Source organism: Candidatus Nitrosopumilus sp., from assembly GCF_965223225.1.
In the GTDB taxonomy this organism is placed as follows: domain Archaea; phylum Thermoproteota; class Nitrososphaeria; order Nitrososphaerales; family Nitrosopumilaceae; genus Nitrosopumilus.
This window is the reverse complement of sequence record NZ_CBDCVU010000004.1, coordinates 794,931-820,539: the sequence shown is the minus strand read 5'-3', so window position 1 is coordinate 820,539 and position 25,609 is coordinate 794,931. Positions and strand designations below refer to the sequence as shown.

Annotated in this window: 35 protein-coding genes; 15 read left to right on the top strand and 20 right to left on the bottom strand. The window is 35.3% G+C overall.

All coding sequences use genetic code 11. The features are described 5' to 3' along the window. Positions 1 to 17: 17 nt before the first annotated feature. Positions 18 to 779 carry an arsenite methyltransferase gene (gene arsM / locus ACOQN3_RS05410; RefSeq protein ID WP_420545464.1) on the bottom strand — a complete coding sequence of 254 codons (762 nt, stop codon included), beginning with the start codon at positions 777 to 779 and terminating at the stop codon, positions 18 to 20. A 63-nt stretch (positions 780 to 842) separates the two neighbouring features. Between arsM and ACOQN3_RS05405 the strand changes: the two genes are divergently transcribed. Further along, on the top strand, positions 843 to 1,223 hold the full coding sequence (locus ACOQN3_RS05405) for a winged helix-turn-helix transcriptional regulator (RefSeq protein ID WP_420545463.1): 381 nt from the start codon (positions 843 to 845) through the stop codon (positions 1,221 to 1,223). Positions 1,224 to 1,706: 483 nt separating this feature from the next. Here ACOQN3_RS05405 and ACOQN3_RS05400 read toward each other — a convergent pair whose 3' ends face one another. Continuing rightward, positions 1,707 to 1,856, bottom strand: a complete 150-nt coding sequence (locus ACOQN3_RS05400; RefSeq protein ID WP_420545462.1) for a hypothetical protein — start codon at positions 1,854 to 1,856, stop codon at positions 1,707 to 1,709. Between ACOQN3_RS05400 and ACOQN3_RS05395 the strand changes: the two genes are divergently transcribed. From ACOQN3_RS05395 to ACOQN3_RS05385, 3 genes are all read left to right on the top strand, one after another. Further along, on the top strand, positions 1,857 to 2,393 hold the full coding sequence (locus tag ACOQN3_RS05395) for a universal stress protein (protein WP_420545461.1): 537 nt from the start codon (positions 1,857 to 1,859) through the stop codon (positions 2,391 to 2,393). Between the two features lie 140 nt (positions 2,394 to 2,533). Continuing rightward, positions 2,534 to 3,214 carry a YIP1 family protein gene (locus ACOQN3_RS05390; RefSeq protein WP_420545460.1) on the top strand — a complete coding sequence of 227 codons (681 nt, stop codon included), beginning with the start codon at positions 2,534 to 2,536 and terminating at the stop codon, positions 3,212 to 3,214. 91 nt (positions 3,215 to 3,305) lie between these two features. Further along, complete coding sequence (locus ACOQN3_RS05385; RefSeq protein WP_420545459.1) at positions 3,306 to 4,067, top strand: class I SAM-dependent methyltransferase; 762 nt, start codon at positions 3,306 to 3,308, stop codon at positions 4,065 to 4,067. Between the two features lie 59 nt (positions 4,068 to 4,126). Here the strand turns inward: ACOQN3_RS05385 and ACOQN3_RS05380 are convergent, their stop codons facing one another. Then, positions 4,127 to 4,273, bottom strand: a complete 147-nt coding sequence (locus tag ACOQN3_RS05380; RefSeq protein WP_420545458.1) for a hypothetical protein — start codon at positions 4,271 to 4,273, stop codon at positions 4,127 to 4,129. A 309-nt stretch (positions 4,274 to 4,582) separates the two neighbouring features. Between ACOQN3_RS05380 and ACOQN3_RS05375 the strand changes: the two genes are divergently transcribed. Next, on the top strand, positions 4,583 to 4,999 hold the full coding sequence (locus ACOQN3_RS05375) for a hypothetical protein (RefSeq protein WP_420545457.1): 417 nt from the start codon (positions 4,583 to 4,585) through the stop codon (positions 4,997 to 4,999). 69 nt (positions 5,000 to 5,068) lie between these two features. Further along, positions 5,069 to 5,740 carry a PD-(D/E)XK nuclease family protein gene (locus ACOQN3_RS05370; RefSeq protein WP_420545456.1) on the top strand — a complete coding sequence of 224 codons (672 nt, stop codon included), beginning with the start codon at positions 5,069 to 5,071 and terminating at the stop codon, positions 5,738 to 5,740. 20 nt (positions 5,741 to 5,760) lie between these two features. On the opposite strand, the gene ACOQN3_RS05365 is transcribed toward ACOQN3_RS05370, so the two are convergent. Further along, complete coding sequence (locus tag ACOQN3_RS05365) at positions 5,761 to 5,976, bottom strand: hypothetical protein (RefSeq protein WP_420545455.1); 216 nt, start codon at positions 5,974 to 5,976, stop codon at positions 5,761 to 5,763. 67 nt (positions 5,977 to 6,043) lie between these two features. Next, positions 6,044 to 6,394 (bottom strand): hypothetical protein, encoded by a 351-nt coding sequence (locus ACOQN3_RS05360; RefSeq protein ID WP_420545454.1) that lies wholly within the window; start codon positions 6,392 to 6,394, stop codon positions 6,044 to 6,046. Between the two features lie 70 nt (positions 6,395 to 6,464). Between ACOQN3_RS05360 and ACOQN3_RS05355 the strand changes: the two genes are divergently transcribed. After that, positions 6,465 to 6,713, top strand: coding sequence for a hypothetical protein (locus ACOQN3_RS05355; RefSeq protein ID WP_420545453.1), 249 nt, complete (start codon positions 6,465 to 6,467; stop codon positions 6,711 to 6,713). 252 nt (positions 6,714 to 6,965) lie between these two features. Here the strand turns inward: ACOQN3_RS05355 and ACOQN3_RS05350 are convergent, their stop codons facing one another. From ACOQN3_RS05350 to ACOQN3_RS05340, 3 genes are all read right to left on the bottom strand, one after another. After that, the gene (locus tag ACOQN3_RS05350; RefSeq protein WP_420545452.1) at positions 6,966 to 7,358 is read right to left on the bottom strand and encodes a hypothetical protein; all 393 of its coding nucleotides are present in this window, start codon (positions 7,356 to 7,358) and stop codon (positions 6,966 to 6,968) included. A gap of 204 nt (positions 7,359 to 7,562) precedes the next feature. Continuing rightward, positions 7,563 to 7,724 carry a hypothetical protein gene (locus ACOQN3_RS05345; RefSeq protein WP_420545451.1) on the bottom strand — a complete coding sequence of 54 codons (162 nt, stop codon included), beginning with the start codon at positions 7,722 to 7,724 and terminating at the stop codon, positions 7,563 to 7,565. 79 nt (positions 7,725 to 7,803) lie between these two features. Next, entirely contained in the window at positions 7,804 to 8,289 is a 486-nt protein-coding gene (locus ACOQN3_RS05340) for a hypothetical protein (RefSeq protein WP_420545450.1), read from the bottom strand. Positions 8,290 to 8,562: 273 nt separating this feature from the next. Here ACOQN3_RS05340 and ACOQN3_RS05335 point away from each other — a divergent pair, with 273 nt between their 5' ends. Both ACOQN3_RS05335 and ACOQN3_RS05330 read left to right on the top strand, forming a co-directional pair. Then, positions 8,563 to 8,790, top strand: a complete 228-nt coding sequence (locus ACOQN3_RS05335) for a hypothetical protein (RefSeq protein ID WP_420545449.1) — start codon at positions 8,563 to 8,565, stop codon at positions 8,788 to 8,790. Between the two features lie 121 nt (positions 8,791 to 8,911). Then, positions 8,912 to 10,117, top strand: a complete 1,206-nt coding sequence (locus ACOQN3_RS05330; protein ID WP_420545448.1) for a cation:proton antiporter — start codon at positions 8,912 to 8,914, stop codon at positions 10,115 to 10,117. Between the two features lie 210 nt (positions 10,118 to 10,327). Here ACOQN3_RS05330 and ACOQN3_RS05325 read toward each other — a convergent pair whose 3' ends face one another. The 4 genes from ACOQN3_RS05325 to ACOQN3_RS05310 all read right to left on the bottom strand — a co-directional run bounded on the left by ACOQN3_RS05325 (position 10,328) and on the right by ACOQN3_RS05310 (position 12,102). Further along, positions 10,328 to 10,561, bottom strand: a complete 234-nt coding sequence (locus tag ACOQN3_RS05325) for a hypothetical protein (protein ID WP_420545447.1) — start codon at positions 10,559 to 10,561, stop codon at positions 10,328 to 10,330. Between the two features lie 307 nt (positions 10,562 to 10,868). Further along, on the bottom strand, positions 10,869 to 11,015 hold the full coding sequence (locus tag ACOQN3_RS05320; RefSeq protein ID WP_420545446.1) for a hypothetical protein: 147 nt from the start codon (positions 11,013 to 11,015) through the stop codon (positions 10,869 to 10,871). 102 nt (positions 11,016 to 11,117) lie between these two features. Next, positions 11,118 to 11,474: a hypothetical protein gene (locus ACOQN3_RS05315; RefSeq protein ID WP_420545445.1), complete on the bottom strand. Its 357-nt coding sequence runs from the start codon at positions 11,472 to 11,474 to the stop codon at positions 11,118 to 11,120. Positions 11,475 to 11,508: 34 nt separating this feature from the next. Beyond that, positions 11,509 to 12,102 carry a hypothetical protein gene (locus ACOQN3_RS05310; protein ID WP_420545444.1) on the bottom strand — a complete coding sequence of 198 codons (594 nt, stop codon included), beginning with the start codon at positions 12,100 to 12,102 and terminating at the stop codon, positions 11,509 to 11,511. A gap of 427 nt (positions 12,103 to 12,529) precedes the next feature. On the opposite strand from ACOQN3_RS05310, the gene ACOQN3_RS05305 reads away from it, so the two are divergent. Together ACOQN3_RS05305 and ACOQN3_RS05300 are read left to right on the top strand one after the other, a co-directional pair. Continuing rightward, positions 12,530 to 15,970 carry a hypothetical protein gene (locus ACOQN3_RS05305; RefSeq protein ID WP_420545443.1) on the top strand — a complete coding sequence of 1,147 codons (3,441 nt, stop codon included), beginning with the start codon at positions 12,530 to 12,532 and terminating at the stop codon, positions 15,968 to 15,970. Positions 15,971 to 16,287: 317 nt separating this feature from the next. Further along, positions 16,288 to 16,824: a hypothetical protein gene (locus ACOQN3_RS05300; protein WP_420545442.1), complete on the top strand. Its 537-nt coding sequence runs from the start codon at positions 16,288 to 16,290 to the stop codon at positions 16,822 to 16,824. Between the two features lie 34 nt (positions 16,825 to 16,858). Here the strand turns inward: ACOQN3_RS05300 and ACOQN3_RS05295 are convergent, their stop codons facing one another. The 4 genes from ACOQN3_RS05295 to ACOQN3_RS05280 form a co-directional block, all read right to left on the bottom strand. Then, positions 16,859 to 17,128 carry a hypothetical protein gene (locus tag ACOQN3_RS05295; protein WP_420545441.1) on the bottom strand — a complete coding sequence of 90 codons (270 nt, stop codon included), beginning with the start codon at positions 17,126 to 17,128 and terminating at the stop codon, positions 16,859 to 16,861. A 60-nt stretch (positions 17,129 to 17,188) separates the two neighbouring features. Further along, positions 17,189 to 17,347 (bottom strand): hypothetical protein, encoded by a 159-nt coding sequence (locus tag ACOQN3_RS05290; RefSeq protein ID WP_420545440.1) that lies wholly within the window; start codon positions 17,345 to 17,347, stop codon positions 17,189 to 17,191. A gap of 162 nt (positions 17,348 to 17,509) precedes the next feature. Beyond that, positions 17,510 to 17,752 (bottom strand): hypothetical protein, encoded by a 243-nt coding sequence (locus tag ACOQN3_RS05285; RefSeq protein ID WP_420545439.1) that lies wholly within the window; start codon positions 17,750 to 17,752, stop codon positions 17,510 to 17,512. Between the two features lie 61 nt (positions 17,753 to 17,813). Beyond that, on the bottom strand, positions 17,814 to 18,131 hold the full coding sequence (locus ACOQN3_RS05280) for a hypothetical protein (RefSeq protein ID WP_420545438.1): 318 nt from the start codon (positions 18,129 to 18,131) through the stop codon (positions 17,814 to 17,816). A gap of 93 nt (positions 18,132 to 18,224) precedes the next feature. Here ACOQN3_RS05280 and ACOQN3_RS05275 point away from each other — a divergent pair, with 93 nt between their 5' ends. Further along, positions 18,225 to 19,910 carry a helicase C-terminal domain-containing protein gene (locus ACOQN3_RS05275; protein ID WP_420546599.1) on the top strand — a complete coding sequence of 562 codons (1,686 nt, stop codon included), beginning with the start codon at positions 18,225 to 18,227 and terminating at the stop codon, positions 19,908 to 19,910. A gap of 92 nt (positions 19,911 to 20,002) precedes the next feature. Further along, entirely contained in the window at positions 20,003 to 20,566 is a 564-nt protein-coding gene (locus tag ACOQN3_RS05270) for a hypothetical protein (protein ID WP_420545437.1), read from the top strand. On the opposite strand, the gene ilvD is transcribed toward ACOQN3_RS05270, so the two are convergent. Beyond that, positions 20,556 to 22,229 (bottom strand): dihydroxy-acid dehydratase, encoded by a 1,674-nt coding sequence (ilvD, locus tag ACOQN3_RS05265; RefSeq protein WP_420545436.1) that lies wholly within the window; start codon positions 22,227 to 22,229, stop codon positions 20,556 to 20,558. The genes ACOQN3_RS05270 and ilvD overlap by 11 nt on opposite strands. Positions 22,230 to 22,333: 104 nt before the next feature. Here ilvD and ACOQN3_RS05260 point away from each other — a divergent pair, with 104 nt between their 5' ends. Next, complete coding sequence (locus tag ACOQN3_RS05260) at positions 22,334 to 22,492, top strand: hypothetical protein (RefSeq protein WP_420545435.1); 159 nt, start codon at positions 22,334 to 22,336, stop codon at positions 22,490 to 22,492. 21 nt (positions 22,493 to 22,513) lie between these two features. On the opposite strand, the gene ACOQN3_RS05255 is transcribed toward ACOQN3_RS05260, so the two are convergent. Then, complete coding sequence (locus ACOQN3_RS05255; RefSeq protein WP_420545434.1) at positions 22,514 to 23,110, bottom strand: protein-disulfide isomerase; 597 nt, start codon at positions 23,108 to 23,110, stop codon at positions 22,514 to 22,516. Positions 23,111 to 23,190: 80 nt separating this feature from the next. Here ACOQN3_RS05255 and ACOQN3_RS05250 point away from each other — a divergent pair, with 80 nt between their 5' ends. Next, a complete protein-coding gene (locus ACOQN3_RS05250; RefSeq protein ID WP_420545433.1) occupies positions 23,191 to 23,598 on the top strand; it encodes an HIT family protein in 408 nt (135 codons plus the stop codon). On the opposite strand, the gene prf1 is transcribed toward ACOQN3_RS05250, so the two are convergent. After that, positions 23,591 to 24,871, bottom strand: a complete 1,281-nt coding sequence (gene prf1, locus ACOQN3_RS05245) for a peptide chain release factor aRF-1 (protein ID WP_420545432.1) — start codon at positions 24,869 to 24,871, stop codon at positions 23,591 to 23,593. The two genes, ACOQN3_RS05250 and prf1, sit on opposite strands and share 8 nt — an antisense overlap. Positions 24,872 to 24,933: 62 nt before the next feature. Next, on the bottom strand, positions 24,934 to 25,581 hold the full coding sequence (locus tag ACOQN3_RS05240; RefSeq protein WP_420545431.1) for a DsbA family protein: 648 nt from the start codon (positions 25,579 to 25,581) through the stop codon (positions 24,934 to 24,936). Positions 25,582 to 25,609 lie beyond the last annotated feature (28 nt).

Genomic DNA, 25,609 nt, shown 5'->3' with positions numbered 1-25,609 from the left:
TCTTGAAAATAATCTTGCTATTTTATTGCCCTGATGACAAGACTGCTAATTTTCCTTCCGTTGATTTTTTCTCCTCCTTCCATGTATGCTCGCTCCTCTAAAACTTCGATTTTTTCAAAACCTGCTTGTCTAATACAAGAAAGATAGTTTTCTTTTGTCAAGGCACCGTCTATACATTCGCACCATTGATCAGAATTAACCTCACCTTCTGGCAATTCCACATCTGTAATCAAATCAGAAATAACCATCCTTCCGTTACTTTTGAGAATTCTAAAAACTTCTTTGAATGATTCAGTCTTGTTTGTAGTAAGATTAATCACACAATTGCTAATGACTGCATCAACTGAGTTGTGGTTTACTGGTATGTTCTCCTCAATGTCTCCTTTTCTAAATTCAACGTTAGAGTAATTTCCTTTAGATGCATTTTCTCTTGCCTTTTCCAGCATCTGGTCAGTCATGTCTATTCCTATTGCCTTGCCTGAATCACGAACCCTTTTTGATGCCAAGAAAATGTCGATTCCAGCACCTGAGCCCAAATCAACTACAATCTCACCTTCCCTAAGGTCAGCGTGGTTTAGTGGGGCTCCACAGCCTACTCCCAATATGGCTTCTTGAGGAATTGACTCTAAATCCTCTTGATTATACCCTATCAGTTTTGTTGCATCAACTGGAGAGTCTCCAGTGTTACATTCTCCTGGCATGCAGCAGCAATCATCGTTTCCTGACATTACTATCTTGGAATATTTTTTTTTGATATCTTCTTTAATTGAATTTTCCATGTTACGGTTTACTAGGTAAACTATTAAAATCATCAAGTACAAACAATTACAGTTAGTGTAATTATGGAAACTAAGAAAAAGAAATTAGAAATAATTCAGAACAAGTGTGAGTTTGCAGATTACGATGCATCTCAGCTCCTAAATGAAACCTCAAAAATTCGGGATCTCATTACAAAAAGGGCAACACTAGAAATTCTGTTTCCACTTTGTTGCACCACAGAACCTGTAAGGCACAAACAATTCAAAGAGTCTCTAAAGGGAATTAGCAGCAAGACATTGTCTACAAGATTATCCGAATTAGTATCCGAAGGAATACTGGAAAGAAAGACATACGCTGAGGTTCCACCACGTGTAGAATACAAACTAACAAAAAAAGGACAAGAACTAGTTGAATCCATTACAGATTTACTTGAATGGATGAGAAAGTGGTCCCAAAGAAAATAATAATTTTTTTCTCAAAATGGTTTTTGCATCATTAAGAGTTTAACTCATTATCTGATCTTTGTTTCTTACACCAACAATTTGGACTGCATTGGAACTTTTATTTAATTTCCATTTTGCTCTCCTTTGAAAAAGTCCTTCCTGTCATTGCATTTTGGATGAATAGGCTTGGCGGACTCTTACAATATGCTTTATGATTTCTGCTACTTCTTTTGACAATAGGACTCTTGAAAACGATGTATTGTCATGCTCAAGGAAGAAGGTTGTTGTAACGACCATGATTATGGTGTTACATAATTGAATAAAACAAAAACCAAATGATCTTATGTGCCAAACATATTTTTTTAATCCATATAGATCATCTTCATCATCTGTTTTTCTTTATGGTGACTATGAGTCAAAAGATACGATACACTCATCCAAACGGAAAATCATTGATTCTCTCTGATTTTATGCACAGATTGCAATCAAAATCCAAAAAATAATTCATCCTAATTTTTTAATTTCTTCTCGAACCTCTTCTAGCTCCAGCTTGGTTTTTTCTTTATCATCCTCAGAAAGTGACTCGTCGCACAATTTTTTCAAGATCAAGAATTCCTTGTTTTTTAGCGATTCAAGATAACTATGTTCTTTCATGTGTTTCAAGAATCTTACACAATCTTGGAATTTGTCTTTGTCGGTTCATTTTCAGACACAATAATCACCTTTGGAGATAAATATGGAAATTATTCTCAGATTCTCATGACTGTTAAACGAATCATGGTTTGTCTGGATGGCTCTAAACACTCCCTTAGAGGGCTGAATGCGGCAATTTCATTAGCAAAAGAATCAGATGCAACCCTAGTCGGAGTTCACAGCGATACTAGTTTTAGTGCTTTTTCTGCTGTCAGGGCTCCTATACTTCCAGAGAAAAAATGGTCAAATGAGGCAAAAGGAATAATCTACGGTGCACAGAAAAAAGTAGAGAAAAGCAAAATCAAGTTTGAAGGAGTTGTAATAGGCGGACATTCTTCAGGAATTGACTTGACTACTTTTGCAAATAATCCTAGAAACAAGATTGATCAAATAGTTATAGGATCAAGAGGAATGGGATTTCCAAGGGAATTGTTCTTTGGAGGCACAGCAAACTTTGTCTTGCACAAGGCAAAAGCTCCTGTAACAATCGTAAAGTAACAACTTTCTTTTCTTTTCCATTGTTTTTGTAATTCTCAAAGAAAATTTATGCGTCTTTTAATTACAAAAAGAGATGATTCTATTCTGATAAAATAATCACAATCCTTATGAACACTAAAAAATTAGAACGGTTGTTCTAATTGTCTTATCTTGATTCAAGTGCTATTTTGGGTGTGATAACTTCCCCAAATGCAACATTTGCAAAAATCCGAGACAATGATGAAAAATACTTTGCGTCCTCAGTTGCAATTTTTCTGATAGCCTCAATTGTTGGTCTGCTTGTAATGGTTCCGTTTGTGATGATGCCACTTGATGCGACATACTATGAGGTATTTGAGGAAAACCAGATTGATGTTGACATTCCGGTAGGATGGTCTGATGCTTTTTTGTTTGTAGGGATTAACATCGCTATTGGAATCATTTCAAATGGATTGTTCTATTTTATTGGCAAAACACTGGGAGGAAACAAAAGCTGGAAAAAGATATTTTCTGTTTTGTTTTACGCATATGTCCCTACCATTCCTATGATGTTGGTACTTTCTGCATTGGTGTATATTATGTGGAGTTCTCTTATTGGAATAGATTCATCCTATCTGATGGCATCTGGTTCTGATGAGGAGGAAATATTTTCTTTGATTGCACCTGTACTGTCATATATTGGATTGATGATACTTGTGGTAATCATTTTTCTTGTCTGGATATTTATTGTTACAATAAAGGCACTCAAAACGGTTAATGGATTTGGCACTGGAAAGTCGTTTGGTCTGATTATCTTGGTCATGATAATCACATCTATTGTTACAATTCCTCTTGGTTCATAGTATTCTAGTTTCAATTTTGATTTTAGATAGAATTTGTAAATTTGCAAAATTAACAATAAAGTCCATATAATAATCCTGAAATCTGCTAGTCATGGATCATACTCTATGGGATGATATGGCCTCTGATTATGATAAGAGCGTTGAGGATAATGAGGATCCTGTAATTGTTGAGTATCTGGACAGAGAGATTAACATTCTATCTGATATATGCAAGACTGTCTGCAAGCCTGGGAAAAATTACTCCATAATTGATATGGGTGCTGGCACTGGCAGAGTGATTTTTGCCCTTGATGAAAAACTCCAAAATGATTCTATTCGATTTTATGGTGTTGAAGCCTCTGACCCCATGATTAAACGAGCAAACCAAAAGGCTCAATCTCATAAAGGCAATTCCTCTTTCGAATTTCTAAAATATGATTTAAGGGATCCAAACCTTCCTGACTATTTTAAATCAGATACGACAAACATCGTCATGTGCTTGTATAATACCATGGGAGTTGTGTCTGATGATAAACGACAACTCTTCATTGACAACATGATAAAGATTGCAGGAAAAGATGGCTTGACCATACTAACTGCATTTAATGGAGATAATTTTGGTTTTGTTGCACCAAAGTTGTACGCTCCTATGCTGCCAATGATAAAACAGATAGATGAAGACTCTTTTGATGAAGAAAATAGAGTTTTTCATAACAGTCTTGGTTTTCGCAGTCAGTGGTTTACCAAAAATCAACTAAAGTCATTTCTTCACACTGATGTGGAACCTATGCCAATCAAAGTTGAGATAGATGGTGACTCTCATACGCTTGGCAATGTATATGTGAATAAAGACTTGAGCAATTTTTCTAATTAGAATTTAGTCTTAATGATTTTGCTTTTGACATTATCTCATTTTACAAAATCTAAAAGATGTTATTCTTCATCTCTAATGCCAAAATCATCTTCAAACAATTCTGGATTCTCATCTTTTGCTTTTTTCAAAAGCTTTTTGAAAGTTTCAGGATCGTCTTTCTGAAGATCTAACAAAATTTTTCCTATTGATGCATCAAGATCGTTCATCTACTAGTAGATTCTTTTTGCAGTATTTTTACTGATCTATGTTGTTTGTTTTGTCCCATTAAAATTCAAAATAAAGAATTGTTTAGCTAAAAGTAGTTTTTTTTGTTCATCTCACTTAACATTCTCTTTGCTGTACTTGACTCATCGAGTCAGAGGCATCTTACGGTGTTAGCTGGATGAGCCCTAATGCTCACATAAACTAGATAACACAATTACAGAGTCTCCAGAGTAAGGGAGACTTTTTTTTCTTAACAACAAGATCTGAAAATCTCAAAAAATTATTAATGAAACCATTGCTTTTTCTCATAAATGCCCCTCGATAAGATGCCTGACCCAACACAATACGTGCCTACGCACAAGTCAGTTGTGCTACATATCCAGCAAAATCCTGTAGCATGCATTATTGATTCTGATTCAGATCATAAACTGCACTACCAAACACTTGATGAATCCTCACAAATTAGGGCCACCTTGACCGGTTTTTTGAACAAACACGAGGATGCAGGCCTTTTACTGGGACTGAAACTACAGATACAGTCTCAAGAAAATATTTTTGAATATGTTGTTTATCCTACTGAAGAATTTGTAGATGCTGTGATATTTACTGAATCAATTTTCATAATTGACGAGAAGATGGGGCAGCTATACCGCCTAAAAAAAATAATAACCGATCAGTTTGTCAAAACAAAATCAGAGTTTGATAAATTCCAAAATATGTTAAAATGATCTAAAGTATTGTGTATTGAGAATTCAAACTAACACATAAATCAATAATTGCTATCATTTGTAGTGATTATGCAGACAAGCTTTACTCAGATGCTAAAGGCAAGAGAACCTGTTCTTCTAGACAGAGAAGATGGTCATTGGTATCAAACAAAGTTCGATGAGATATATCCTTCAATTAACACAATTCTTTCTGCCACTGCATCTGAAGAAAAGAAAAACAGCTTGGAATCCTGGAAGGAAAACGAACCTGCACACAAATACATTACAGAACAGGCACAGTACATTGGAACCCAATCTCACAAAATGATTGAAGACTATCTTCAAAACAAGCTATCCTATGACGAGTTTGATCTTTTACCAATAGCGCACTTTCATAATCTTAAACCCTATCTTGAAAATATCTCCGATGTAGTTTCCATAGAACAGAGAATGTATTCAGATAAACTAAAGGTTGCAGGTACCAGTGATCTGATTGCCCAATATAACGGGGAACTATCAATCATTGATTATAAAACAAAAAGAAAACCCCAGGTAGACGAATACATGTACGAGTATTACCTGCAGACCACATGCTATGCTCAAATGTTTCAAGAGGTTACAGGAATGAAAATCAACCAAATAGTAATTTTAGTTAGCAGCGAGAAAAATACCAGGCAGGAATTTGTAAAACCATGCGATGAATACATAGAACCACTAAATCAAAGAATTGAAAATTATTATATTAACAACAGTCTTAACTAGTTTTAAAGTAAAATTAACGGCTAACTTCTACTCATGGTGCTGCATCCACACCTAACATAGACCATCTTGAATTGGCCTTCTGTCTTGATGTTGTGTGACATTGGTTTTCTGCATCTCTGACATTCTGTAAACCCAAAATATTCCTCAACTTTGACCATTTTATCTTTCCACGATTTTGTTTGCTCATCCCAGTAGACTGAATTGATTTCACTTGGAGTTTCAGAAGAATCTTCCATCTCTCTAGTTTATTTTTGATATTTTCAATATTTGTCTTATTGATCTTGTTGTCTTTGATTTTTCTTGTCATTCATTCCAGATTGACTGCTCTTTTAACCACTTGATCAAATCTTGGTACAGTTTGCTTTTCTGCATATTTAGTACTCCTATCTCTAGATTTGTAGATGACTTTACTGTTTTAGTATAATTCTCATAAACTGCAAAAATTATCTTATCTAGATACATTTCATTTTGCATTTCTTTTTTTGCTAGTTCCTCAGATTCAGTCATGGCAAAACTTGCAAACAACACTCCGTCTACCCAATATGCGCTTGCTGATTCCAATGATGACATCATTCCAATTAGATCATCAAGGCTAAGCTTGATCATGTCCCTGACGTATATTTTATCATACGGTTTTGAAATGAATTCTGTCATATGACCACTCTTAGAAAATAAGCATAAGAGTATTTGCAAATTTTATATCTGGTTTTTTGTAAAATCAATCATGTCAGAAAAAGATGCAAATTCAGATGAATTTTTCTCAGAGCACGAAATTTTTGTCACAGAATTTCCAAAAAAAGGATATGGCATAGTTGATTATTTGCAAGGACGGGTTCATTTTGCACTGCTTGATCAAATGAAGCTCATGACCACCTCTGGAATGACGCAGACACAAATTAAAGAGACAATCATTGCAAACGTTACTGAAATCATAGAGAACTTTGATCCTCAAAAGGAAGAACCTGAAAAATAATTTCATGTCCTAATTTATCGTGACTATTTTGTGACACTTGCAATCACAACCTACATGTTGGAGGTCATGATTATTTCTGTATGAGCATTCTTTTGTATGCTGGATTACGACACTGATTACTATTGCAAGTAATTTTGATAAATAATTTTCTTTGAAAATCACGATTGTTGGTTTGGTTCTATTTTTTTTGATTCTTAAAAATTAGATGTGATTAGGATGTTTGATTTCTCCTAACCTTTCTGATGCAATGGACTAAGATTTTGTTGGATCTTTGCTCAATATGTTCAATACATGTTCTACTATCTGCTTTTGTCCTCCTGCATGTAGGTCTGTTCTTACTGTATCTGAACCTAGACTGACAAAGATCAGGTTGCTGTCCCCCAGTGGGAATGTCATCCTTGTTATCTTCTCAAATGCAGCTACTGCATACAGCCCGCTTCCTATTTTTGGGGCAAGCTCTTTTCTTCCCTTCCATGCCGCTGCTGCTCTCTTTAGAGAATTTGCAGTCTCTTCTGGGGAAAGAAAGTTTGTGACTCCGTCCCGATGACTGGTAGCAAGTATGCTGCCTTCTATGTCTGTAACTATGCTATGTCTGATGTTTACATCTGAATCCATTATTCTGTTCAAGAGATTCTCATAATTCATACGGTAATTACGTCAAAATCTTACTTAAGAGATTCTAAAATTATCAGGGAACTACTTTTTAGTTATGATTGTGTAGACTCTGTATGTATGAAGGAAAATGTCCTTTTTTTAAATGGGTTGACAAATTTTTTGGATCAAACACAGATTCCAATGAAGAGAACGGTTTTTCAAAACCACAAGACACGAACTGAAATGATTGTTAACTCAACTCATTGCTGATTTTTTGTACTCTTGAAATTCTAAAATTTCTTCATTGAGTCTTTTTAACATGGTCTTGTCCTCATAGTCTGATTTTTTTAAAAGATCCCACGTTTTTTCAATCCCTTCTTTTAGAACAAATAGAGTTCTTTTGTCATCACAATGCATACTCTGGATTTTTTTACAGAATTTATGTTTCTATTGATATGTGACTGAAAATCCTGTTAAATAAAATGAATATTCTTCCTTAGAATCTGTTTTTATTGCTAAATTTTGCGCTTACTGTTTTTTCGTAAAAATACTCTTGTTTTTTTAATAATTTTTCAGGAATAATCCTGCATTTTCTCAAGGGAACAAGTCTTGATATCTGCTCATACGTATTCATGTCTCTTACATCTGCTGCATATGCGATTTGAAGTAATGGTGACCTTTCTTCAATCATTGGTTTTGCTTGTTGGTATCCTCCGCTCTGTCTCATTCCGGTACGAAATAATCCGATGTGCTTTTCTTTTTTTGATATCTGTGGATCTTCATAGCAGCAGATTGCAAGTTCGTCTTCTGGTTTTTCAATAATTGTCAATCTGGTGAACTTGTCGCTCCAATCTTCAACTTCTTTGGCAACTGAAATTGCTTCTTGTTTATCCTCAAAAACCATTGAGATTACCAATCTATCCTTTTCATAAGCCCATGATATTCCAAAAAAATTATCGTGCCAGCTAATCTCAAATGACATATGCAATTTGAAAAAAATTATCAAATTAACGGTTTCGAATGAAATTATTCTTTGTTATACGATATATGTTGAATTCTTTGTTTTCCTGCAATTCTTCTTAAGAACTCCTGTTCATTTCTTGGACCTTCTTTTCTAATTGTTAGACAAAAAATATCATATAATTATGAATTTTTATCCTTAGTAAAAAGAGTAAAAATAGAAATCCTCATCTTGTAGGCGTGGATTTATGACGCTCTCGTAAAGTTCACTATTGCAGAGATGATGATGACAAGTATGGATGAAACAACAGTGTCTTTTGCCTCATCTTATGATAAGATTGCAAAAGAATGGATAGTTGAGGTCTCAAGGCCACTTGTGACTTCTGATACAGATGTAGAAGGTTTTGGCCCAATAGACAAACAGTTCAGTTTGGATGAAAGTTACAGAATTGCATTTGCCGTTGGGATTGAGGCAAAGGAGAGATTGCCGGAATACACAAGGCAACTGACTGGGGAATTTTAGTTTTAGAATAATAGCGAAAATAAAAATCAAATTTAATAATAAATGGTATATTATTAGGTTTGATTTTCAATTATGATAATAACAAGTTACTATTTTTGAAAAAACATAGTAATGATTCAGAATGGTTTCAGAATTTGATGTAGTTCCAACAATCATCGGAGTTTTGTTTCTAGTATTGCCTGCATTACTGCTAGGAAGACTGTGTTCTCACTTCAAAATATCCGAAGTTGTTGGTTTTGTCTTTGCAGGAATCATTCTAGGTCCTACTGCATTAGGAGGAGCAATTCCAATTTTTGAAAGGCCGGTTGTGGAATTGAATGATATGATGTTGGGGTTGTGGCAGATTTCTGGAATCATCATCTTGTTTTCAGCAGGACTGCATTTTACATTTCATGATCTAATCAAAGCAGGTCCAAAGGCTGCAATAATTGGAGTGTTTGGGGTTTTAGTTCCGCTCGTTACAGGATACTTTGTCGTACTTTGGATGGGATTTGATTGGACTGTTGCCGTGTTAGTTGGAGCTACAATTAGTGCAACAAGCATAGCAGTCTCTGTTGTAATTTTAGAAGAACTTGGAAAAGAGAAGACCAAAGAAGGAAATATTCTGGTAAATGCAGCAGTGTTAGACGATGTGTTAGGTCTTGCAATTCTTTCAGCAGTAATTTCTATTGTTGCGTTGAATACAATTCCAACAATAGAATCAGTTGCAATTATCACAATTACTGAAATAGGTTTTTGGATTTTGATTTTGCTTGGAGCCGTGTATCTTCTACCTAAGATAGTTCATGTGGTTTCAAAAACACATCCTTCGACTCTAGAATCTAGAGGTACAAGACAGGGGGTTGCATTGGGTTCGGCATTTGGTTTGGCTGCAATTGCAGCTAGTGTGGGATTGAATCCTATTGTGGGGGCATTTGCAGCTGGGATGGGATTGGCAGGATCTAAACTGGCAGTTCAGGTGCGTGAATTTGTTGGGCGATTAAAGGTAATTGTTGCTCCATTGTTTTTTGCAGTAATTGGGGCACATGTTGACATTATGCAAATCTCTTCAATCAACTGGGTTTTGTTTGCAGTAATTTTAGGTGTGGCAGTATTTTCTAAGGTTCTCGGTTGTGGGATTCCTGCATCTATTTTGCTAAAAAGTAAGAAAAGTGGTTTTCTAATCGGATACGGAATGGTTGCAAGAGGCGAAGTAGCTTTTATTGTTGCTGGGATTGGATTGGCATTTCAAGTACTTTCAGATGAGATTTATTCCACCATTGTATTTGTGATTTTAGCTACTATTTTCATTGCACCAATATTGCTAAGAAACTCATTCAAATCATAGTTTCAAAATGCAATCATGGTTCACAGACCCATATTTGTTTAACAAAAATTGCATATGATATGATCTATCATAATATCAAGAAATTATGATATTACCTTATGTAAAAATTTAGAGTCAAATGATCATATCTTATGCTTTACTACAAACGTCAGAAATTCACGCCTAATTGGGGGGGGGGGTTCTATTTTTATCGAAAAAATAAGATTGGATCTAGCAGTATTTTTCACATTCACATTGTCTGCTTGTAAAGAGACTCCTAAACATCTCAAATCTTGAATGGGAAATCTCTGGCTTTGTTTTACCAACAATTTTGAATAATTTGATTCCCGTCTCAGAGCTAGTTCCTTTTAATGCCCATGTTCCATTTTTCATAAGAAATGGTTGTGGATTTTTCATGATGACTTTTTTTCTAGCCTTCAAATCATATGCTTGAATTTTGGACATGTCTAACTTTTTCTTTTTTCTATTACAAAGAAAAAGTAAGTTTTTTCATAGTTTTGACTGAAAAATTTCTTTGTATTTTGAGCCTAATGGCAATTCGGTATTTTTCTAATTTTTCAATATCTGCCAAATTCTAATAAATCCTGATAATGCCAAATCTTTACATTGGTTTTGTTTTGCCGCTTTGGTTAAACATTTGTTTGAAAAATTGATATTAGTTTTTTTATATCTCAAAATGAGATTATCTTTGACGCCTTCGTTTAGTGGCCGAAGCATGCTATAAACGGCTACTACTCCAAGACGTCTTTTGTCATCTTTTTTTCAATAATGCTTCTTCTGGGGTTTTGTCCTTATTTGATTCCCAATGCCAACTGTGATGCTTTTTCCAGTGCTTCTCTAATTCCTCGTTGGTAGGCTCCTTGCCAAGAGGGGTGCCACAAATTTTACACTGTTTCATTTTTCTCTTCCTTGTTTGTTTGAATCTCAGATTTTTTCTTTTTTGTCTTTATGATTGGATGACACTGTGCAGGAAGGTTTTCATCTTGTTCCATGTTGAATCTCAATTTTTTTCTTTATTGTTTTTATTATTTTTTATTTTTTTCTTGTCACTTGTTTTTCTTTTTTGTTTTTTGCGCCTTTTTTCTAAATCTAAAATTGCATATGTTCTTCCAAATTCACATAGTTTCATTTCTCCAGTAATTCCATCATGAGTTGATTCAATGTTGCCATTCATTAGAAATTCTCCTACTATGTCCCATGTTCTTGATTCTGAAACTTCAAATTTGTATGGTATTGTAGATATTTTTGTAAAATAACCATTTTGGGAATTTCTAATTATAAAATTTTCAATTTTTTTTTCCAGTGTTAACCCTGAACCACTTTTCTTACTTTTGTTAAATGGGCGTTTGTATGACATGTTTTTTCAAATATCTCCTATTATTTTATCTAAGTTATCGTGCATTTAATGTGTCAGGATCATTGTTTCTTGGCAAATATTTGTCTCCTAACTTTGTCTTCATCTTTTCATCAAATTCCTCTTGAAGTCTTTTAAGATATATTTCAGCTTCTGTCTCGTCAGTTGGTATTCTTGTGTCTATATCATAATTAAAACCGGTAGCCAAGTGATAAAATGCCTCAAAAAATTCCTTGCAATCAATAACGTCAGCTTTTGTATCTATTGAGACAATCAAGCAATTGTTACTTTGTTTAAAATTAAGACAAATCTCTTCATCAATCATAACATCGACTAAAACTGCCATGAGATACGGAAAGTATTGTTCTTTGAGACCATCTTCATTTTTTATTGTAATCCATAATTCAAGCCCGTCATACAAATAATCGAATGTTTTTACGACCGTATCTCTTACCTCTGAGCCTAAAAATGCATATTTTGAATTCCACGAAATCGACTCGAATTTGTCTCCAGGCTCCAAATAAGCCAAATCGAATTTTAAATTTCCATTTGTTTGCTCAAATTCCCATACTTGCTTGTTTGTCCACATGGGTGAAAACTCTGCTATTAATTGCCTGGTTGCATCTTCCATATCCTTTCTGTTTTTGTTTTGAATCTTCCATATGTATTTGTAATTTGGTATGGGTTGATGTCTTTTGATGCTTGATGATGGTGAAATGGTTGAATTGTTAATCTTCTCTAGGATTTTGCTAAAAAATTTGAGAATAAACGGTTAGGTTGTATTTGTAAAAATCTTGTTTCTTTTTGAAATAATTGATCAAGTAGAATGTGGTTAGGGCTCTCATTTTGTAATTCAAAGTATTCAATCTGAATCTCTTTGTCCTGTAAATAAGCAATGCTCTGCGTTTCAAAGCATTCTGGATCTAATCCTTTTCAATTCAGAATTGATCCTTGCAGAACCATTAAAGATCGATTAGACTCTCTTAAATTCTTGAATTTTGAAAGTTTTTTTATACTGTTCTTTCGTTAGCCTAAGACAGTAAGGAGATTATGGTGAATTGAAGGAACTTACAAATCATGATATTATTGAAGCAATCGATAGCCTAATTGAAGAAGGTATTGGAGACCCTGGAAGATTAGATAACATTAGGGAATCTCTTCGTAAGGGAAAAACTTTGTTCAATTCTGATATGCAATTTCTTGAAAATTTGCTTGGCCCATTTGTACAATCCGAACCTGAAGAATTTCATCCTGACCCTCTTTTACCATTGGTTGAAAAATTAATAGAGGAAGGAGCAGGCGATACTGGAAGGTTACAGTCTATTCATAATTCGTTACTAAAAGGAAAACCCTTGTTTCATTCTGATGAAAATTATCTGAAAAAATTAGAAGAATCGTCTCCTGATTCAACTTTGAGCGAAGATGACAATCTAGTATATGAATCTGAACCTGAAATAAATGAGCCTGCTTTATCTCCAGAACCCACTACTACAAGGGGTTCTATGCCTAAAGGCTGGACTCCTGACAAGTCAAATGTATCCTCATCAGATAACTTGGATTCAGTTGATGATGAAGGTCCTGACTCAGAAAAAACTAGTACTGAGGTCAACCGAGAAAAGGCTTTGCCCTCAGAATCAAAAGAAACTGCTCAAGACGAGCAACTTGAATTAGAAAAGAAAGATTTGGAATCTCAAATTAATGAAGAACGCAAACGAATAGCTTTACAAACAAAATATCATGAACAGATTGCTGCTCAAAAAGCAGAAGTTGAAAAAATCAAAAAAGAAGGCCAAGTTGTTTTAGCAAACCTTGCTCAGGAAAGAGAACAGCTAGTAAAAGAATCTGAGGAACAAAAACAAATTTTATCTCAAGTTAAAAAAGAACAAGAAGAGACTGAACAGAAAATACAAGATGACAAAGCTCGCATTGAACAAATGTATGAAATACAACGTTCCCGCTTAAAGGAGCAAACAGAACTTGCAAATGATCTAAAAAATAGAAAGTCTGAATTAGATAAAGCACAAGAAGAATTTGAAACTATTCAAAATGAATTACAAAATGAACAAGCATCCCTTGAAAAAGAATCACAGCAACAAAAAGACAATTTGGCTAAACTGCAAACAGAAAAAGACGAACTAGCAAAGACACAAGCTGAATACGACGAGCTACTGTCACAAATACAAAAAGAGCAAGAATCACTTGCTGCCGAAGGTAAGGTACAGGCTCAATTATTACCAAAGATCCAGGCAGAAAAGGAAGAACTAGCAAAAGTCCAGTCAGAATACGATGCTATTGTGTCCCAGGTCAACGAACAACAAGCATCCCTTGAAAAAGAATCACAGCAGCAAAAAGACAATTTGGCTAAACTGCAAACAGAAAAAGACGAACTAGCAAAGACACAAGCTGAATACGATGGTCTTTTAGATGACATTAAACAACAACAAGCATCCCTTGAAAAAGAATCACAGCAGCAAAAAGACAATTTGGCTAAACTGCAAACAGAAAAAGACGAACTAGCAAAGACACAAGCTGAATACGACGAGCTACTGTCACAAATACAAAAAGAGCAAGAATCACTTGCTGCCGAAGGTAAGGTACAGGCTCAATTATTACCAAAGATCCAGGCAGAAAAGGAAGAACTAGCAAAAGTCCAGTCAGAATATGAAACTACTTTGGCCCAGGTCAACGAACAACAAGCATCCCTTGAAAAAGAATCACAGCAGCAAAAAGACAATTTGGCTAAACTGCAAACAGAAAAAGACGAACTAGCAAAGACACAAGCTGAATACGACGAGCTACTGTCACAAATACAAAAAGAGCAAGAATCACTTGCTGCTGAGAATAAATCTCAAGCTCAACTATTGCCAAAGATCCAGAAAGAAAAAGACGAACTAGCAAAGACACAAGCTGAATACGACGAGCTACTGTCACAAATACAAAAAGAGCAAGCATCCCTTACTGCTGAGAATAAATCTCAAGCTCAACTATTGCCAAAGATCCAGAAAGAGAAAGACGAACTAACAAAAGTCCAGTCAGAATATGAAACTACTTTGGCCCAGGTCAACGAACAACAAGCATCCCTTGAAAAAGAATCACAGCAGCAAAAAGACAATTTGGCTAAACTGCAAACAGAAAAAGACGAACTAGCAAAGACACAAGCTGAATACGATGGTCTTTTAGATGACATTAAACAACAACAAGCATCCCTTGAAAAAGAATCACAGCAGCAAAAAGACAATTTGGCTAAACTGCAAACAGAAAAAGACGAACTAGCAAAGACACAAGCTGAATACGACGAGCTACTGTCACAAATACAAAAAGAGCAAGCATCCCTTACTGCTGAGAATAAATCTCAAGCTCAACTATTGCCAAAGATCCAGAAAGAGAAAGACGAACTAACAAAAGTCCAGTCAGAATATGAAACTACTTTGGCCCAGGTCAACGAACAACAAGCATCCCTTGAAAAAGAATCACAGCAGCAAAAAGACAATTTGGCTAAACTGCAAACAGAAAAAGACGAACTAGCAAAGACACAAGCTGAATACGATGGTCTTTTAGATGACATTAAACAACAACAAGCATCCCTTGAAAAAGAATCACAGCAGCAAAAAGACAATTTGGCTAAACTGCAAACAGAAAAAGACGAACTAGCAAAGACACAAGCTGAATACGACGAGCTACTGTCACAAATACAAAAAGAACAAGAGTCCCTGTCTGAATATGAAAAGATAAAAAATGATCTTCCATCTGAAGAAGAAAAATTAATCAAATTAAAAGAACAAAGACTTGAATTAGTTAATTTTATTGCTTCTGAAAGAGAAAAAATTGCAATTCAAATAAAGAAGGAAAAGAAGAAGGATAAAGAAGTAAAATCCCTTGAAAAGACTCTGAAAAAAGAACAAAACAAATTAACAAAATTAAAAACCAAACAAGAATCTGCACAAGAAAAATTAAACAAAAAAATAAAAAAATTAAAAGATCAACAAGAATCTACACTTCAAAAAATTGACGAAATTGATGAACAACAGACCAAAATAACTAAAGAGGCAAAACCCAAAGAAAAGAAGGCTACTGCCACCACTAAAGCAACGACTACTGCCTCAAAGGCAAAACCCAAAGAAAAGAAGGCTACTGCCACCACTAAAGCAACGACTACTGCCTCAAAGGCAAAACCCAAAGAAAAGAAGGCTACTGCCACCACTAAAGCAACGACTACTGCCTCAAAGGCAAAACCCAAAGAAAAGAAGGCTACTGCCACCACTAAAGCAACGACTACTGCCTCAAAGGCAAAACCCAAAGAAAAGAAGGCTACTGCCACCACTAAAGCAACGACTACTGCCTCAAAGGCAAAACCCAAAGAAAAGAAGGCTACTGCCACCACTAAAGCAACGACTACTGCCTCAAAGGCAAAACCCAAAGAAAAGAAGGCTACTGCCACCACTAAAGCAACGACTACTGCCTCAAAGGCAAAACCCAAAGAAAAGAAGGCTGAAAAATAATTTTATCTAGTCGATCTACTCAGTCAGGAAAATAAAATGATAAACCCTACTGCTAAAGCAATTATTGAAATTCCCATTGATACATAAAATCTGTTGTTCAATTTATTTACTAAAATCCTCTTAGATTAATACTTTAGAAATTTGCAAATTTTTAATCAGTTCAACAGGATGATGTCTTTGTGATCTTAAACTTGGATTACTAAACTATATTCATCTCCAATTTTTTTATTTTAATTTTTTATCCCGTCAAAAATAAAAGATTCAATCAATCATTTCTTAAACTCAATGATTTTATTCTCTAAAAAAAATAGAATATCATGTCTGAAAATGATGTTGTTGTTTGGTCTAAAGATTCTTTTCTGTCTTGGTCTGACTTTAAGGCAGAGGCAAACCCTTCCGTATACGAAGACTCTCATAGTTATATCAAATATCATTACACTTGGGTTGTAAATTCAGACAAAATGGGTAAGGACATCTTTTTTTTCATTGAAAACATTCATCTTTCGGTAGAATTTCACAGGGTTCTATCATGGGTTCGAACTTCTGAATCTACTCCTGATTTATTGAAACATGAACAGGGACATTTTGATTTGGCAGAACTTGTAAAACGCCAAAACATTGATCAAATACAAAGCAGATTTCAGGACAAGCATTATCCTACCCGAGGACAAAACGAAGATCAAAGAAAACAAAATGCCAAGGAAGATTCAGGTAAGATGATTGCTACTGAAGTAGAGAAACTGCTTGAGATTTTATCTAAAATGAGAACAGAATATGATGAGGAAACTGAATTTGGACATAATCAAGAAATGCAATCAAAATACAATAAAATCTTTGAAAATCTAAGAGTTTGATTTAACTGATACTGGATTTGCAAAAATCAGTAAACTATCTTGAAGTTGGCTCAACTGTCTTTTTTTCAGGCATTGAATTAATGTAATTGACCAGACTCCTGTAAAATTTCAGGTGAAAATCTAAATCTCTAATCTCTGTTTGTTTTAGTTCTTCCAATTCAGGACCAAAATTTCGGGTATCTGATTGAATTTGATGCAGTGTTTTTTCGTTTACCTCAATCATGTGAAATAGACTATGCAATACCTCGCTTTTTGTTAGGGTGTTTTCACATGATTTTCTCAATAGTGTTTCGACCCAATCCATATTCAATACGCATAGAAAGGTTATTTCCACTCCTAAATGTGATAAATTCGAATCTTTACTCTATTTTTTTTTAGTTTGTTCATCTGAAGTCTTTGATTCTTTTTTCTTTTTTTGCTCCATTATCTCTTTGTTTCTCTCAATATCTGAATGGACTTCAACGTGATCATACAGTTCTTCTTTTGAATCAAACAATTGTTCACAATAATAGCATTGATGCATACAATATCTATGATCTTTTCAGTTTAATTCTTTTCTGGAGATTATCAAAAAATGATCAAAAGGTTCTATCCTTTTATTTAACAAGTCGGCATCTCTGATACTCTAACCTCTTGCCTTATCATTTGATTTTAATAAAATAAAATGGACTCTAATCAGAGTTGATTATCGTCCATTTTGTTCTCTAATTTTTTGTGCAAGCTCTGCATAAGGGTCTTCATGCCATTGTTCGCTATTCAAATTGGCACCTAATCCAGATTGTGATGAAAAGGACCCTTCTAATGAAGCTGGTGCTAAAACTGCATCCTCAGGAACATAGTTTTGTTGATTATCATGAGCATATACCATGATTCCTGCCATTGCAGCTACGCCTATTGCTATGCCTGCATAAATCATTGCGTTTGACATGCCATTTTTTTAGTTTTTTTATATTAATCCTGTATGTCTTCACTGCAATGCATTGAGAGCACTAATGAGTTTCTAACTTGATGTTGGAATTACATTCAGGCAGCCTTCCTGACTCGTTTTTAAATTGTTCAATTAGTTCTAATTGCCTTTCTTTGGGGTTGTTGGTAAATTCTCTTTGATATGATTGAGTTTTTTGTTTGCACTCGTCCCCATCAAAATCATCATCAACATAATGTGTAAATGTTCTCTCAAGATTGTCTGTTTGGCCTATGAATATTGGCTCTTTTTTTCTGTTATACAAGACGTATACTCCTGGACTTGGTTTTACAAATTTTGCACTATCTATCCATATTCGCATCTTGTCTTCAAGTAATTCCATGGATTAGATCCATCTAACTAGATATTAAATTAGGCTGTTGATATTTTGATATTACAAGAACCTTCATGCTTTTAATATTGATAAAAAATCACAATTATTCTGTCTCTTTTAAGTAAATTTCCTCAATCTTTTATTCCAAGACAAATTCAAAAAGAGATTCTTGCTCAAATTGAGGAGAAAATCAATTCAGGATACAAAAAAATCATTCTCTGTGCTCCAACAGGAGTTGGAAAATCTCTTGTTGGTGTTACAATTGCAAATTACTTTGAAACATCATTTACTGTTACTGCATCAAAAAACCTTCAAGATCAATACACCAAAGATATTCCTTTTTTGAAATCTGTCAAGGGAAAACAAAATTTCCCATGCCTGAAATTAATGGAAAGTGAAAAGGTAACCAATTCCAGGCGAGCCATGAGGTGGAGTCTTACTTGCGATAATGGGCAATGTCAGGAACGAGTCAGCAAAAATGGCAAAGAAGTTGTAGAGATCTGCAAGTTCAAACCTACCATAAAGCAAGTAGAAGAAAAAACCCATGATGAACAGTCTTGTGAATACTATCTTCAGAAATATGATGCACTAACCTCGAAGCACTCCCTATGGAATTATCATGCTTTTTTTCAGATTATGAAATTCAACAAAAAATTGTTTGAAGAATATCTTGATAGAAAGGTGTCTATTTTTGATGAGGCTCACAAAATCGAAGACCAAATTATTCAATTTGTAGGGTTTGATATTTTTGGAGGTCAGGTAAGTGAATGCAATCTAAATTTTGACAAATATGATTTTACTGATCTGGATTCGATGATACAGATTGTAGATGACATGTCTTATTCTTATGCAAAACAAATCAAAGACATCAAAGAAAGCAAGGCATTTCAAAATAATCCTGATTATGAATTGATTACAAGATTGGAGAGAAGATTTGACAGAACAGCTCAGGCAAAAATAGACATTTTATCTGACAAAGATAATTTTGTGGTGAATAGTCCTATTCGTGATCTGAATGGAAATTTTCGAACTGTCTCCATAAAACCAATTGATGTTTCAAAATTTGCAAAATCATTTTTTGAGACAGACTATCAAATTTTCATGTCTGCGACAATCGATAAACAGAGTTTTTGCGAAAACATGGGTTTTGATACTGAAGAAGTAGCATTTGTGGATACTCCAAAATCTCCATTTGCCTTAGAAAACAGACAAGTGGAACTATTGAATGTGAGGAGACTCAGCTATGGCTCTACTGAAGAAGATGAACTAGAAGTAATCAAAGTAATTGACAAGATCCTAGATGATCATTCAACTGAGAGGGGTCTGATTTTAACTTCCTCTATTCCTCGATGTCATAAGATACTGCGCTTTCTATCTCCAAAAAACACAAAAAGAATCAGGATTTGTCACAGCACAAACAAGGATGGAAAAACACAAGATGAAATAATCTCTGAGCATGCATCAGATCCGACAGGGGTCTTACTTTCATCATCTTTGTGGGAAGGAGTTGATCTAAAAGATGATTTGTCTAGATTCCAGATTATTGCAAAAATTCCCTATCCAAACTATAAGGAAAAACGAACCAAAGCCAAAATGGATAAATTTCCATTATGGTATACATCTCAAACATTAACAAAATTGCTACAAGGTTTTGGACGGTCTATTAGAAGCGATAATGATTGGGCCAAAACATATGTGCTTGATACTGCTGCAAACAATGTTTTTTTCAAGGCTCAGCAAATGATTCCAAAAGCCTACTATGACGTGCTGGGAATGGATAACTCGTAGTTCTTTTTCTTTTTGAAACTCTCTACCTCTTCTGTTTTTCTTTTTGAAAATCACCCATATCTTTAACTTGAGATAAATTATCGTGTAAATTTGTGAATTCTTCGTTATTTCTAAAAAAAATAAAATCTATGAGAAAACCCCCAACAAACATCAGAGTATATCTTGTTGAAAAAAACGGTCATTTTTTTATCAATAATGGCGTTTTGGAGAAAGGCTTTGATTCTAAATTGACAATTGATAAAACTCGTGATGATGTATTGTCTGCATTTTCAAAAATGGGATTTTTGTTTGATGAATTTATCCGGCTAAGAATTATTGGCCATTCAAATGAACAAGACAATAAAGAATTGCTTTATATTCTTAATCTAGTTCCTGTAAATAGAAAGATAAGGGCGTTTCTTGATTGGGGAGTTTTTGAACCTGAATTTACAAGAAATCTATCTAGACTCTTTGAAGTTAGAAATGACGTGGTGCATTCAGTCTCTTTAGATGAAGTAATTTACAATCATCCAAAAAAGAAAATCTTGTTTTCATCAAAATCCGGGTTTAAGAAATTTACCTCTGACTTTGATAATGCATGGAACCATCTTTTGAAATTATATCAAAAACAACAACAAAAAATCAATTGGGATGAGATTCTATATCCTACAAGTTAGGTTTAGTGATTGCGCCTTCAGCAGCAGATCCTACCAAAGTTGCAAATTTTGCCAAAGCTCCTGATGTGTAGTTTGGTTTTGGCTTGGTCCATTGAACTCTTCTTCTTTTTAATTCCTCTTCTGTAACGTGAAGATCAATTACATTTGTTTCAGTGTCTATTGTTATTTCATCATCGTCTTTGACAAGTGCTATTGGGCCCCCGACGTACGCCTCTGGTGCCACATGTCCTACCATGAAGCCTCTGGTGCCTCCTGAAAATCTGCCGTCTGTCACCATTGCTACCTTTTTGCCTAATCCTTGTCCTACCAAGGCAGCCGTAGTTGCAAGCATCTCTCTCATGCCTGGACCTCCCTTTGGACCTTCATACCTGATTACAACTACGTGTCCTTCGTCAATCTCACCTTTTGATACTGCATCAAATGCAAACTCTTCTCTGTCAAATACACGTGCCTTGCCAGTAAATTTTGTCATTTCTACTCCTGCTGTCTTGATAACTGCTCCGTCTGGGGCTAAACTGCCTTTGAGTATGACTGCAGTTCCGACTGAATGCAAAGGATTGTCAATTGAGCGTACAATCTGCTGCTCTGTCTCTACTATGTTTAGTGATGTGAGGTTTTCTTTGATTGTTTTTCCGGTTACTGTTATACAATTTTCATTGAGCAGTCCTTTGTCCAATAATTTCTTTAGCACAAATGGGATTCCACCTATCTTGTCCAGTGAATTCATTACATAATTTCCACCTGGCTTCATGTCTGCCAAGTGTGGTGTTCTCTTTCTAATTCTTTCAAAGTCATCGTATGTTAGTTTGATTCCAACTTCATTTGCCATTGCAAGCAAATGTAGTATGCCATTGGTTGAACCCCCAACAGAATTGAGCATTGTAATTGCATTCTCAAACGCTTCAAATGACATAATTTCTTTAGGCCTAATATTCATCTCCAATAATTTTGCACATGCAACTCCAGTATCGTACACCATCTTTTCCCTGCGTTCATCTTCAGCTGGGGGACTGGCGCTTCCAGGTAATGCAATACCAATTGCTTCTGAAATTGAAGCCATGGTGTTTGCTGTAAACATTCCTCCACAGGATCCTGCATTTGGACATGCAGTGTTTTCAATGTCCTTTAATGATTCAAGTGATAACTGTCCTGCATCATACGCACCTACTGCTTCATACACGTCTACTACTGTCAACTCCTTTCCGTCAAGAATTCCTGGCATGATTGTTCCTCCGTAAACAAATACTGATGGGATGTTCAATCGGGCCATTGCCATCATTGTTCCTGGAAGGCTTTTGTCACATCCAGCAATTCCTACAAGTGCATCGTATTGATGTGCCCTTACCATTAACTCAATAGAATCTGCAATGACTTCACGGGATACAAGAGAAGATTTCATCCCTTCATGCCCCATGGCAATTCCGTCACTTACTGCTATGGTTGAAAATTCTCTAGGTGTTGCACCTGTGTCTAAAACCCCTTCTTTTGCTTTTAATGCTAATTGTGGAAGAAGAATGTTACAAGGTGTTGCTTCGTTTCCTGTGTGACATACACCTACAAATTGTTTTGATAAATCATCATCGTTTAGTCCCATTGCCTTGTACATTGCTCTGTGTGGGGCTCTTGCTGTTCCTTCTACAACGTTTCTGCTAGAAATCTCCATAATATGGAAATTTTTGTTTGGTATAATTTAGACTTTGTTGAAATTACCGTCTGAAACTTTGATTTCAAGATATAGTTATTATCATGTTAGGGAAAAATTCTGATATGGGATTCAAAAAGGGCATCCACAAATGCGTAGAATGTGAGAAAAAACTCAAAGAGGATCCTGATGATACCGGAATGTGCAGTAAGTGCGGTGCTGCAGAAACTCGACTCGAAAAAACAATTTACAAAGAACTAATCGATGATGGGAATTTTCCATAAAAATAGTTAAAATTTAAAAAATTATTTGATTAATTCTTGATGCTCTAACTGTAGCAATTGCGATTCAAGTTCTTCAGGTGTTTCAGCACCATATGAGATTAGTATTCTGTCATCTTCCATTATTTCATAATCTCTAATGTCTGATACTTGTTGTCCGTTAATGAAGAATACCAGCTTGTAATCCTCATTTGTACAAAAGTTTCTACCATCTTGGAATTCAAAGCACTGATCAGTTACTCCCAATGCTAGACTATCAAATAAGAACCCCAGAGTAACTCCTGTAGCATGCTTGTGGATTGTAGAGCCGTCTCTTCCTTCAAAGTGAATCCAACTTGATTTTATCTGATAAGCCGGAGCTGAAAAGTCAAATTCATCTCCAAATATTTTCACCAATATTGCAGCATGTGCGTGGTCGCTTCCCAAGGCACCTGCATTTTCAGGGCCGCCAGGAGCAGTTTCAGTCATGTTAGCAAACAAGAATGCTGAATATCCTACGATAACTCCAATCACTGCAAAAACTCCTACTGCAATGAGAGTCTGTTTTCTCTTTTGCGCAGAATGTTTCATAGCGTAATTTTCGCGCTTTTGTTCACGGTCTCGTCGTTCTTTTCGTCCCATAGGATGAAACAGATTCCAAAATTTGCCCTAATTAACCATTCGATAAAAACAATAAATAAAATCCAAAATTGTGGATCTACATGAGTTGTATTTTTTGTGATATATTAGATGGTAAAAGGGGTGCTCATATTCTATATGAGGATGAATCACACGTCTCATTTTTAGACAAATACCCAATTGATGTAGGACACAGCCTTGTAATTCCAAAAGAACATCATGAAAGAATAACTGACATGACTGCACAAAATGTTGGAAATCTTTTTTCAATTGTTCCAAAGATTGCAAAAGCAATTTTGGAGGCTACTGGAGCTGACGCATTTAGTACTGGTCAAAACAACGGAAGGGCAGCAAAGCAGATCATCCCTCATGTTCACATACACATCATACCAAGATACAACAGCAAAGGAACAATCTGGACAAAACGAGAAATTTCAAATGATGATGAGTTAAAAGAACTTTGTAAAAAAATCCGTAGCGTCCTTATTTGACGTGACCTGGATTATACCTGAGAATGGCACCTGCTTTACCAAGACTTGCAAGCATGTTTCCATGTTCGGCTTTTCCAGAGATTACTTCTAGACCTGAACCTGTTTTTGCTGCTAAGAGTTCCAAGTAATCAACAATGTCCTGCTCGTTTGCTTCTACCTCCATGGCATTACATTTAGGGCATGGATTGTTTGCGTATTCTGTCTTTTTTGGAATGACTTGAGGCAGTTCTAATATTTCCTCTTGAATGTTTTGGCATCTTTTGCATTTGCCTTCAACTCGATACATGTTGGTGTCATCTGTAATTATCAGAGTTTTGACTACATTGTTTTTTAGATAATCAATAATTTCTTTTAATCCATAAGCTCCAAGTCCTGAATGTGAATTTATCTCTCTGAAAAGATCCTCAACTAATTTTTTCTCTTCAACCATTCTAAAGTCAGATAAGATGTCTGAGGATTTTGAGAATGCTTCTCGTATTCCTTCTGCACCAGAATATGAAGAATCAATTGTTGAGACTATCATGTTTTGCAGTCTGTATTCCAGATAATTACCATTGATGAAATCTTCTTTTGTTGGACCTGGTCCTGAAATTACTAGTCCTTTGATTGGATAAATGTCTATGAAATATTCTCGTGTAGTTTCTGCAACTCTGTTAAAATAATATGTCAACTCCATCTCTCTTAGTTTTTGGAATCTCTTTGCAGATTGACCTCCTTGTCTGTGTTTTCCTGCAACTCCTGAACCCGTTTGAGACAAGACTTCTATCTTGTCTCCGTGGAGCAATCCCCAACCGGCATCTTTTGCGTCAATTGCAAGAAAACCAATCAAGTTGTCGTCTTTTAGCATGTCCTTTAGAATATCCACATGGAAATGATCATCACATCTGTAAAGATACTGCTTCAAATCTTTTGGAGGATCAATTTCCCATACCTTTACTACCTCACTTCCTAGAGGTCCTCCTCCTTCTGGTGGCAATGCACCACAAAACATGACCAACCCTCTCTCTGGAGTTTTTTTATACAGTTTTAGGCGTTGGACTACCTTGCCTAACGAGTCTACCACATGTGTTCTTGTTAGGTCTGATTTTATGTTGTCTGCAGTTCCCTGCTCTTGTTGCAAGGCGTTAATTATCTCGTGTAGTTGCTTTCCTTTTGGAATGTATACTGTAATTAGTTCTGTTCCTCTACCTGACTTTTTGGATAACTCGTCAAGTGTTTTTCTTATCTTGTATAGTTTAACTGAATCCTGTTTTTCAATATTGATTTTTCCCATTCGTGACTTCTCCAGATCAAACGAATATTAATTTTGACTGGCTTGTTTTTTACAAAACTGATCTAAAACTCTGCAATTGTTTTGATAAACACCTCAACTGGTTGGTTGCCTCTGATTTTTAGAATTTTTTCATCATCAAAGATTAGAAATGATGGTGTTGCATCAATTCCGATCCCTTTTCCAAAGTCATAAAGTGCCAAGACATGTTTTCGGTATTTTTGTTCGTCTATGCAATCATTGAATTGATTGCTATCTAGTTGGATTTTCGTGGCAAACGAATCTAATAACTGACGGGTTACCCATCCAGTTCTCTCCCCTGCCCAATTTTTGTATAATTTATCATGAAATTCCCAGTATTTGTTCTGGTCATTTGCGCAAAATGCAGCTTCTGCTGCAAGAATCGAGTCAGGGCCATTTAATGGAAAGTCTTTGAACACTAGTTTTACCTTTCCAGTTTCAATGTATTGCATTTTTATTTTGTCTAATGTCTCTTGATGAAATTTGTAACAATAGGTACATTGGTAATCGCCCCACTCTAAAATAGTAATTGGTGCATCTGGGCTGCCCAGTATTGGAGACCCATTTTGTATTAGTTTTGATTCTGTTAATATTGTCTTTGTACTATTTTCTGGTTCCAGGTAAAATGCCAAAAACAGTCCTGATGCAATACCTATGATTACTGGTATCGCTAGCAAAACAAATTTTGACATGGTTTGACAAATTTTTGTTTCAGGTAAA

Excerpts from the sequence above, each read along its gene's own strand:
- arsM (WP_420545464.1), bottom strand. The coding sequence starts at position 779 with ATGGAAAATTCAATTAAAGAAGATATCAAAAAAAAATATTCCAAGATA.
- ACOQN3_RS05405 (WP_420545463.1), top strand. The coding sequence starts at position 843 with ATGGAAACTAAGAAAAAGAAATTAGAAATAATTCAGAACAAGTGTGAG.
- ACOQN3_RS05400 (WP_420545462.1), bottom strand. The coding sequence starts at position 1,856 with ATGAAAGAACATAGTTATCTTGAATCGCTAAAAAACAAGGAATTCTTG.
- ACOQN3_RS05385 (WP_420545459.1), top strand. The coding sequence starts at position 3,306 with ATGGATCATACTCTATGGGATGATATGGCCTCTGATTATGATAAGAGC.
- ACOQN3_RS05380 (WP_420545458.1), bottom strand. The coding sequence starts at position 4,273 with ATGAACGATCTTGATGCATCAATAGGAAAAATTTTGTTAGATCTTCAG.
- ACOQN3_RS05375 (WP_420545457.1), top strand. The coding sequence starts at position 4,583 with ATGCCCCTCGATAAGATGCCTGACCCAACACAATACGTGCCTACGCAC.
- ACOQN3_RS05370 (WP_420545456.1), top strand. The coding sequence starts at position 5,069 with ATGCAGACAAGCTTTACTCAGATGCTAAAGGCAAGAGAACCTGTTCTT.
- ACOQN3_RS05365 (WP_420545455.1), bottom strand. The coding sequence starts at position 5,976 with ATGGAAGATTCTTCTGAAACTCCAAGTGAAATCAATTCAGTCTACTGG.
- ACOQN3_RS05360 (WP_420545454.1), bottom strand. The coding sequence starts at position 6,394 with ATGACAGAATTCATTTCAAAACCGTATGATAAAATATACGTCAGGGAC.
- ACOQN3_RS05355 (WP_420545453.1), top strand. The coding sequence starts at position 6,465 with ATGTCAGAAAAAGATGCAAATTCAGATGAATTTTTCTCAGAGCACGAA.
- ACOQN3_RS05350 (WP_420545452.1), bottom strand. The coding sequence starts at position 7,358 with ATGAATTATGAGAATCTCTTGAACAGAATAATGGATTCAGATGTAAAC.
- ACOQN3_RS05345 (WP_420545451.1), bottom strand. The coding sequence starts at position 7,724 with ATGCATTGTGATGACAAAAGAACTCTATTTGTTCTAAAAGAAGGGATT.
- ACOQN3_RS05340 (WP_420545450.1), bottom strand. The coding sequence starts at position 8,289 with ATGTCATTTGAGATTAGCTGGCACGATAATTTTTTTGGAATATCATGG.
- ACOQN3_RS05335 (WP_420545449.1), top strand. The coding sequence starts at position 8,563 with ATGGATGAAACAACAGTGTCTTTTGCCTCATCTTATGATAAGATTGCA.
- ACOQN3_RS05330 (WP_420545448.1), top strand. The coding sequence starts at position 8,912 with ATGGTTTCAGAATTTGATGTAGTTCCAACAATCATCGGAGTTTTGTTT.
- ACOQN3_RS05325 (WP_420545447.1), bottom strand. The coding sequence starts at position 10,561 with ATGTCCAAAATTCAAGCATATGATTTGAAGGCTAGAAAAAAAGTCATC.
- ACOQN3_RS05320 (WP_420545446.1), bottom strand. The coding sequence starts at position 11,015 with ATGAAACAGTGTAAAATTTGTGGCACCCCTCTTGGCAAGGAGCCTACC.
- ACOQN3_RS05315 (WP_420545445.1), bottom strand. The coding sequence starts at position 11,474 with ATGTCATACAAACGCCCATTTAACAAAAGTAAGAAAAGTGGTTCAGGG.
- ACOQN3_RS05310 (WP_420545444.1), bottom strand. The coding sequence starts at position 12,102 with ATGGAAGATGCAACCAGGCAATTAATAGCAGAGTTTTCACCCATGTGG.
- ACOQN3_RS05300 (WP_420545442.1), top strand. The coding sequence starts at position 16,288 with ATGTCTGAAAATGATGTTGTTGTTTGGTCTAAAGATTCTTTTCTGTCT.
- ACOQN3_RS05295 (WP_420545441.1), bottom strand. The coding sequence starts at position 17,128 with ATGGATTGGGTCGAAACACTATTGAGAAAATCATGTGAAAACACCCTA.
- ACOQN3_RS05290 (WP_420545440.1), bottom strand. The coding sequence starts at position 17,347 with ATGCATCAATGCTATTATTGTGAACAATTGTTTGATTCAAAAGAAGAA.
- ACOQN3_RS05285 (WP_420545439.1), bottom strand. The coding sequence starts at position 17,752 with ATGTCAAACGCAATGATTTATGCAGGCATAGCAATAGGCGTAGCTGCA.
- ACOQN3_RS05280 (WP_420545438.1), bottom strand. The coding sequence starts at position 18,131 with ATGGAATTACTTGAAGACAAGATGCGAATATGGATAGATAGTGCAAAA.
- ilvD (WP_420545436.1), bottom strand. The coding sequence starts at position 22,229 with ATGGAGATTTCTAGCAGAAACGTTGTAGAAGGAACAGCAAGAGCCCCA.
- ACOQN3_RS05260 (WP_420545435.1), top strand. The coding sequence starts at position 22,334 with ATGGGATTCAAAAAGGGCATCCACAAATGCGTAGAATGTGAGAAAAAA.
- ACOQN3_RS05255 (WP_420545434.1), bottom strand. The coding sequence starts at position 23,110 with ATGGGACGAAAAGAACGACGAGACCGTGAACAAAAGCGCGAAAATTAC.
- ACOQN3_RS05250 (WP_420545433.1), top strand. The coding sequence starts at position 23,191 with ATGAGTTGTATTTTTTGTGATATATTAGATGGTAAAAGGGGTGCTCAT.
- prf1 (WP_420545432.1), bottom strand. The coding sequence starts at position 24,871 with ATGGGAAAAATCAATATTGAAAAACAGGATTCAGTTAAACTATACAAG.
- ACOQN3_RS05240 (WP_420545431.1), bottom strand. The coding sequence starts at position 25,581 with ATGTCAAAATTTGTTTTGCTAGCGATACCAGTAATCATAGGTATTGCA.